Raw genomic sequence first — 8,415 nt, 5'->3', positions numbered from 1 at the left:
TCGAAAGGCTGGATGGAACGGATAAAAACAATATTCCACTGAGAATGGTGTATCTGTTTTGTCTGCTGATGGGCTTCCACGGAAAATATACCGCGCAGGATGCACAGCTTTTGCAGCAACGCATCGAAGATGAGCGGCAGTGCTTGCCGCAAGCCTGGCGACAGTGGCCGAACGATGCCTTGCTGGTTGAACAGGAGGCTGGCGGCGATGATAAAAATAAAACGATAGTGAAAAAGCTCCGCCAGCGTAAAGGATTGTTGCTCACACTGCCTGTGATCACCTATTTAGTGATTTTGTCCACCGGCTTAGGAATATTTTCCAGGTAAACCACTATGTTTAAAAAATTACTTTCCTTTGTCGCATGGACACTATTTCTGTGCCTGTTATTTATTGTTTGCGTCGTAATGTCTGTTGCTTTGGGACAGACTCTTTTGCATGCATTAATACTCTGGCTGATATTGATCCTCGTCGTTTTATTTTCCCGGTTTATCTGGGGGTCGGTTTCCGGTATTGCCCAGATAAAATATATTTCCTCCCTGAAGTCAAAATTTAAACTCACCCGGCTGGAATATGTTTTATTCGAACACTGGAAAACCGGTGCCGCAGTCATTAAGCGCATCAGAAGACGCAAACAACCGCTCCCCTGGTTTGTACTGACTGGTGGACGAAGCGGTAAAACGACGCTGATGGCCGGTGCAGGATTGCCGCTGTTTTCCAATGAGCCTGAAAGCTCCCTGGTGGTACCGACACGGACCTTACGCTGGTGGTTTTTTCGCTCTGTGGGTTTTCTCGATCTCTCCAGCCATTTTCTGAGTAAAACGCCAGCCTTCGAGCGAGGCTGGTTACGTCTGGTGAACTGGTGTGCCCGCCTGCCGGCGCCAGCTGGCATCGTGGTGTGTGTGTCGGTCAGTGAGTTGCTCGAAAAAGATGACGCCGAACTGCATCTGCATGCGCGGCATATCCGTACGCAGATTGAACCTCTGGTCAGTAAAGTCAGACGCCGCCTGCCGGTATACCTGTTTATCACCTGCTGTGATCGGGTACCGGGTTTCAGCAACTGGGCCCATAAACTTTCCGCCGCACAGCGGGAGCAACCGCTCGGTTACTACTGGCGCTATTCCCCTATCGTCGATGGGAAAGATCCGGCCTTGCTGGACCCGCTGTTTACCTGTGTGAAAGACGGGCTGGATAAAGTCCGTGTCAGCATGCTTTCCGGCGGTGAACCGGATGGCGACACGTTGGCGCTGATGGATTTTCCGGAGCAACTGCCCCAATTGCAACCCGCACTGCAACGTTACCTGGCTGCCTTGTGTGAGCCGGACGTTTATTTTCAACCCGCGGCGCTGGGTGGCATCTGGTTTACTGCCACCGAACCCGTCAGCAAAAACAGTGCTTCACGTCAGGCTTTCTTTATCCATGACCTGATGACGCGGTTATTGCCAGCACTCAGCCGTCAGCGTGAAATTGAACCTGTCGGTTTTGGCCGTCGTTATCTGCACAAATGGGGCGCGATGACATTCAGTGCGCTGGCGATCACTTATCTGCTGATTGGTGGTTATTTCACCCGTTGCCTTACTGAGGGTACGCCGGCACAAATGGATGTCGCGGCGCAGGTTCAGCAGCTTGAGAACATCGAAAACTGGCATACGCATCCGCTGAAATATTTTCCTTTTGTCCCCGTTCTCAACCATCGTCATGCGCAGCTTGAGGCCAGCATTCTTGCTGCATCTGTACGCGATAAAGTGAATCTGAATGAGATAGCCGATAATTACCAGCGGCAGTTTACAGATGCCGTTCCACAGCAAAAACGCGTAATGATTCTGGACCTGGCAAGGACGCTTATCACCAAACAGGCCATGTGGGAAAAACAGCCCGTCAGTGAGCTGATAAAACAGGCACCGGTTCCGGCGGCGCTCAGCATGACGGGGGCGACGGTGCCTTTATCACATCAGCAGGACGTGGTGCTGCAACGGGCGCTGCTACAGCTGCCGGAAGGGGGCCAGCAACTGACGGTATTGCGTGAATTGCTGGGCCGTCTGGTCAACAGTGATCCACAGATGGCATGGCTGATAGCCCCTTCAGACGATCTGATGCCGGTGAGTGTGACGGATTTCCTGCCCTCCTCTGAGGACATAACGCAGGTCAGCGGTCTGTGGACCCTGCAGGGCACTGCGCAAATTCAGGGCTGGCTGGAGGATATCCGCCGTGCAGGGGGTGAGCAGGTTCCGATGCCTGAACTGGCAGCCTTTGAACAGCGCTGGCCTGACCTGCGTCAGACGCAATGGATGACGTTGATGCTGGCGATGAACCGGCAAGCCGCCCCTGTGCTGACCAGTGAACAGTGGCAAACCGCGTTGATTGCAATCGACCAGGGTAACAGCCCGTCGATGAAATTTGCCCGTTATGTGAATGAACAACTCGGGGATATCAGCACTCAGGATGCCGCGCAGTGGTTGCGCGAGCTACGCCGGTTGAATCAGTTACAAACCATGTCGGCACAGGGCGCGCGGGTTCCGCACATCAGCAAAATCCAGCAATTCATTCAGAAGAAAATTTCAGTGTTGCTGAAAACCGACAGCAAAACGCTGACACCGGTGCTTTCCGATCTCAATGTGAAAAACTGGAGTGCCTGGAAAACCAGCCTGAATGCGGCGGTTTCGGATGTATTTGCCACTCCGAAAAGCAGCGATCGCCTGACCCGCGGGTTGTTCCAGACCGGTGCGGCGGGAGACAGCAATCCTTTACAACTGCTGGACAGCCGTTTCAACGTGCTGCGTAAAAGCTTATCTGCGGAACGGGACGATTTTGCCACCAACGCGGTCTGGACGCTCTATCAGAACGATGCACACTGGCTGGTTGCACATGCTATGCAGCGTTCTGCCTGCTGGCTTGAGCAACAGTGGAAAAGCCGGGTCCTATGGCCGATGGAAAATAACGCCAGCCGTCTGGAATATGAGGAGCAACAGGATCTGGCATGGCAATACCTGTCCGATTTTATCCGCGGGCCGGCAAAAAGTGTGCTGGTGGTTGGAGACAACGGGCCAAAAGCAGGCGAGTTCAACGGACAGACGCCGGGACTGACGCCGGAATTTCTGCGAATGGTCAATCATGTTCTGCGTCCGGATGATGTGCTGGCGATGCCTGAACGTGAAAATACCCGCAATGACGATGCACTGGCCTCGCTGAAAGATGAACAAACCGATCTGGAGTCACAGATGGCGGAACTGGAAGCTAAACCGCTGGAACTGACCCTCAAAAGCCTGCCAGCCACCATTCCGGGCGGAGCACGACTGATGCCGGTGGGCACCCGCCTGACGCTGTTTTGTGATGAGCAGCAGTGGAAGCTAAACAGCATGAACTTCAGCGAGCAGGCGACATTCCGCTGGCGTCCTGGTCACTGTAGCCGCGCCACACTGATGATCAATTTCCCCGGTTTTGACCTGACTTATGAATATTTCGGAGACGCCGCCTGGCCGGATTTTCTGCACGATATTTCAGACGGGCAACGCCGCTTTAAAGCAGAGGATTTTCCTGATGAATCCGCGCAACTGGCAGTTCTGGGCATCAGGGAAGTCATGGTGCGTTATCAGTCCGGTCCACAGAACGCCCTCCAGGAACGCTGGCAACAGTGGCAGGCACTCAGTCAGGCGCTGAATGTTAATGCCCAGGCTCAGCAGGAGGCCAGCAGCAGAAAAGCGGAAAAAAAACGACCAACGGCATTGAAGAGCGCGTTCTCACAACTGCCTGTCCGTATCACCGAATGTCACTGAATGCCTGATTCAGGGCACGATTGTAAAAATTAAACGGGATTATTTATGGGTAATTACCTGAAGAAGATTGTTGAGAAAATGAATGTCGAAGCCCGTGAGTGCCTTGACGCTGCGATCAGCCTTGCCGTCAGCCGTACGCATCACGAGGTAGACATTGAGCATTTACTGCTTGCACTGGTGACCCGTAATCCTGCGCTGATTGAGCAACTCTGCCTGGATGCGGGCCTGCGTGGCGATACGCTGATTGATGCGCTGAAAATCAGCCTCAATCATCTGCGTAGCGGCAATACACGTAGCCCGGTATTGTCAGAATTGCTGGTCGAACATCTGGAGAAGTCCTGGCTGCATGCCAGTGCCTGTTGGCAGCAAACAGAACTGCCGGTACAGGCCTTACTGGGTAGCCTGATTACCAGTGAAAAAGACAATCAGAACCCCCTGTCACCCGCCTTACAACAGGCACTACTGTGTCAGGCTGAACGTGCTGACCGGTTGTTGCATGATGCCTGCAGACCGGAACAGGCCACGAATCATCCTGCTGCGCCCCGTCACACCGCTGATTCAGCGGTGATGAAATTCACCCGAAACCTGACTGAAGAGGCGCGTCATTCGGCGCTGGACCCTGCGCTGGGGCGAGAGCAGGAAATTCGTCAATTGATCGACGTGCTGTTACGCCGCCGCCAGAACAATCCTGTGCTGACGGGTGAACCGGGCGTGGGAAAAACAGCTCTGGTTGAAGGACTGGCGCAACGGATTGTGGACGGCACCGTACCGCAAGCGTTGAGGGAAATGGAAATTTTGTCGCTGGATATGGGATTGCTGCAGGCCGGTGCCAGCGTAAAAGGCGAATTTGAAAACCGTCTGCAAACCTTGCTGCGTGAAGTAAAAGAGTACCCGTCTGCGGTTATTCTGTTTATTGATGAGGCGCATACGCTGATTGGCGCTGGCGGTCAGGCAGGGCAAAATGATGCCGCAAACCTGCTTAAACCAGCGCTGGCGCGCGGGGAAATGCGCGTGGTGGCAGCTACCACCTGGGCTGAATACAAAAAATACTTTGAGAAGGATGCCGCGCTGGCGCGTCGTTTTCAGGTGATCAAAGTGGCAGAACCTGATGAAGAGACCGCCACCGCTATGCTGCGGTCGCTGAAACCGGCACTCAGCAAACATCATGGCGTACAGATCCTCGAAAGCGCGCTGGTGGCTGCTGTTCGTCTCTCCAGCCGTTATATTTCTGGCCGCCAGTTGCCGGACAAATCCATAAGCCTGCTGGATACTGCCTGCGCCCGTGTGGCGATTTCTCAGTGCCATGAGCCCAAAGAGATCGAAGATCTCAATGCGATGATCAGCAACATTCACACTGAACGGGAAAGTCTGCTGAAAGAGGGCGATAACCACCCGCGGATAAAATGGCTGGATCAGCGGGAAAGCGAACTGACGCAAAATCTGGAGGCATTGCTGCCGGTCTGGCATCAGCAACAACACATCGTGGCGCAGATTAATCGTATTGAGGATATGACGCAGATTGCCGCATTGCGCGCACAACTCGCTGAGATGCATAAAGATCAGGCGCTGGTGTATGACTGTGTGGATGCGACCTGTGTCGCAGATGTGATTGCCGGATGGACCGGCATCCCGCTGGGCCGGATGATGGAAAAAGAACAGCAACAACTCGGCGATCTGGTCGCACGTCTGGAGAGCCGGGTGATCGGGCAATCCCATGCATTAGCGGACATTGCGCAGCAAATCCGCATCGGTCGCGCCAATCTCGCGGATCCGGTTAAGCCCACCGGCGTCTTTATGCTGGCCGGGCCTTCCGGCGTTGGCAAAACAGAAACGGCGCTGGCCTTGTCGGAACTGCTTTTCGGCGGTGAGCAAAGTTTAATTACCATCAATATGTCTGAATATCAGGAAGCTCATTCAGTGTCTGGCCTGAAAGGTTCCCCGCCCGGGTATGTGGGTTATGGACAGGGCGGAGTGCTGACCGAGGCGGTACGTCGTCGGCCGTACAGTGTAGTCCTGCTCGATGAGGTGGAGAAAGCCCATCCGGATGTGATGGAAATTTTCTATCAGGTATTTGATAAAGGTGTGATGGAAGACGCCGAAGGCCAACTGATCAATTTCCGTAATACCTTGATTATTCTGACCAGTAATCTGGCAAGCGATCGGGTGATGGCTGCCTGCGCTGCCGGAAACAACGATCAGAAAGCACTGACGGCACTCCTGCGGCCTGAATTCGATCAATATTTCCGTCCTGCACTGATGGGACGCCTGCAACTGATCCCTTATCTGCCTGTCGTGGGTGAAACACTGGCAAAAATCATCCGTCTCAAAATCGATAAAGTGTGTAAACGTTTCAGCCGTGCGGGTGAAGGTAACTCCTCCCTGAGCTACAGCGAAAAAGTGGTGGATTTCATCGCCAGCCGTTGCCAGGTCGAGCAAAGCGGGGCCCGCGAAATTGATGCCGTGCTGAACCGGGAGTTACTGCCACTCCTCACCGACCGTTTACTGGCGGTTGAGAGTAAAGCCGATATCCGCCTGCAACTCGGCGTCAGTAAAGGTCAGCTCACATTGTCCAGACAGCCTGCCGCGAAAAATTCAGTGGCTAAACAACCTGTCTGAACGGCAGGAAGAGGATAATCATGAAAAACAGGGTGAATTTACGCGCGTTAAAAATTAACGGCCATGATCCGCGTCTCAGCAAATCGTTTCTGTTGCTGAGCAGTGAGCTGAGCCATCTGAGCGGAAATCTGCCGGCAAAACTGGACTGGCATCTGCTGGAAGAGCGTTGTTTTCAGCTTTTTCATGAATATGGTTATGATCTGCAAAGCGGCATGTGGTTTTGTCTCATCAGTCTGCGACTTAAAAGCTGGAAAGGACTGGCGCTGGCGCTCGAACTGCTGTCAACGGCGTTTACTCACAACAGCCAGCGTTGCTGGCCGCCGTTGACTGCCGTTCAACAGCGTCAGCAACTGATCGACTGGTTCAATGCCAATGTGGCGACACATATCTATACGCTGGAGTACGGGCCGGAAAACAGTGGTGAGATGCGTCAGGTAGAGAGAAGCATTGGTGTTTTGTGCAGTCAGTCAAAAAACCTGCAGTCACGCAGCCATGATTCACTCAATAACCTGCATTATTTCCTGCAAGTCCGCTGCCGTTCCGTGCCGTATCCTGTTCCACCCAAAGTGGCGAAAATCTTGCCGGTTGCGGAGGAAAATACACCGCAACCCGTCAATGAGAAGAAAGCAACGCAGGCGGTGGCCGACATGATATCCGCTGCCGAACCACCAGAAATACAACTGGCTCCTGAACCGCGTCCGCGTCCGTTATTGTGGGCATCGGGGGGAATGGCGGCGGGTATAGCGGTTTGTGTCGTGGCAGTAGCGCTCTGGTCTTCATCACAAACACTAAGCTTGAGTGAAAAGCTGAGTTTGCCCTTAATGGCGTTACAACATAGTGAACGTCAGTTGAATGATGCCTGGGAGAATGCTCCTGCATCTGACCTGAATGCACAAAAAGAGGCGGTGTTAGCCCATGCCGCACCGGTTCTGTCGTGGATCAGTGAGCAACCCGCAGATATGCTGCTGCGTCAGGGCGAGATATTATCCGACCATCTGGAAAAGGTGTATCCGGATAATGAATACAGCGCGCAATGGCGTCGTACTTTACAGGAAAAAGCAGGTGATATTCCGGCGCTCGATGGTTATGTGCTGGCTAACAAACATCTTGATGAACTTGAAGCCCGGCTGCTGAATGCTGAAAAGAAGCACAGTCAATATATGACTGTGTCGGAGTTGAAAACGGCGGTATATCAAATTCGTCAGGATTTGCAACGCAATGGTACCAGCGCGGAAACACTATTGTGGACGATCGGGCAGGATAAGGAAAATCATCGGGAAGTGAATCCGGCCTTGTTAAAACAATTTACGCAAAGAGTTGATGCATTGAATGCGTACCGTTTCGGAGTTAAATAATGGCCTGATTATTGACATTTTTTTATTTACTTCCCTGCGCATTATTTTTCACGGAAAACAGGTAACAAGTTATTTTTCCAAGGGTAACTTTATAAGCAATGCCATGCCACTACGCCAGTTAAACCAGAAGTTTGTCTTACAATGCTATCAATAAGGATATGATGATGCATCCAGCTGAAGAAAGATTGAAAACCCTTTTACCCTTTATCATTATCAATGCTAAACAGCAGATATATATTGCTCTCAAGGCACTGGGAAGAAGTAAATTATCAGATGACACCAAAAAAATCTTAAAAGAATTATTGAATGAAGATAGTACTGCCACAGTGAAAAAACTGATCCATTCGGTGGATAAGATTAAAAGAAAGATGGCGAATTTATCACCAGAACACTTTGATCTTGCAGAAGAATTGTATGAGTCCGGAGGAGATACGATCGGGTACGTTAAAGCTACTGATGCAAAAGATTTCAAGAATGGTATCAATAAAAAATATATCGCCTTGTCTTATATACGTACCGGTCGCATGCATGTTGATGATATTTCGGCAACAGTTATTCATGAGTTGAGTCATCTGATCCTTAATACTGAAGATTATGCCTATTCTATCTGTATGGATAAGCAGGCACCGGGTTTGTTCACTCCGTGGTCGGTTAAAGAACTGCATACTTATGCC

The 8,415-nt window shown here is 51.9% G+C and carries 5 protein-coding genes; all 5 read left to right on the top strand.

Annotated features, from left to right (window positions below; all coding sequences use genetic code 11):
- Positions 1-326 (top strand): DotU family type IV/VI secretion system protein (locus J1785_RS06240; RefSeq protein ID WP_217219055.1); only part of this gene is annotated, 326 nt, incomplete at its 5' end.
- Positions 327-332: 6 nt separating this feature from the next.
- Complete coding sequence (locus tag J1785_RS06235; protein ID WP_217219054.1) at positions 333-3,770, top strand: type VI secretion system protein; 3,438 nt, start codon at positions 333-335, stop codon at positions 3,768-3,770.
- A 45-nt stretch (positions 3,771-3,815) separates the two neighbouring features.
- Positions 3,816-6,386, top strand: coding sequence for a type VI secretion system ATPase TssH (gene tssH, locus J1785_RS06230; protein WP_217138868.1), 2,571 nt, complete (start codon positions 3,816-3,818; stop codon positions 6,384-6,386).
- 20 nt (positions 6,387-6,406) lie between these two features.
- Positions 6,407-7,741 carry a VasL domain-containing protein gene (locus J1785_RS06225; protein WP_217219053.1) on the top strand — a complete coding sequence of 445 codons (1,335 nt, stop codon included), beginning with the start codon at positions 6,407-6,409 and terminating at the stop codon, positions 7,739-7,741.
- Positions 7,742-7,899: 158 nt separating this feature from the next.
- Positions 7,900-8,415 (top strand): M35 family metalloendopeptidase (locus J1785_RS06220; protein WP_217219052.1); only part of this gene is annotated, 516 nt, incomplete at its 3' end.

Origin of the sequence: Rahnella perminowiae, assembly GCF_019049755.1 — a bacterium.
GTDB lineage: Bacteria > Pseudomonadota > Gammaproteobacteria > Enterobacterales > Enterobacteriaceae > Rahnella > Rahnella perminowiae.
Note: the sequence above shows the minus strand (reverse complement) of the source record. Positions and strands in the feature narration are given on the sequence as shown.

Coding starts and splice junctions, on each gene's coding strand:
- tssH (WP_217138868.1), top strand. CDS start 3,816: ATGGGTAATTACCTGAAGAAGATTGTTGAGAAAATGAATGTCGAAGCC.
- J1785_RS06225 (WP_217219053.1), top strand. CDS start 6,407: ATGAAAAACAGGGTGAATTTACGCGCGTTAAAAATTAACGGCCATGAT.
- J1785_RS06235 (WP_217219054.1), top strand. CDS start 333: ATGTTTAAAAAATTACTTTCCTTTGTCGCATGGACACTATTTCTGTGC.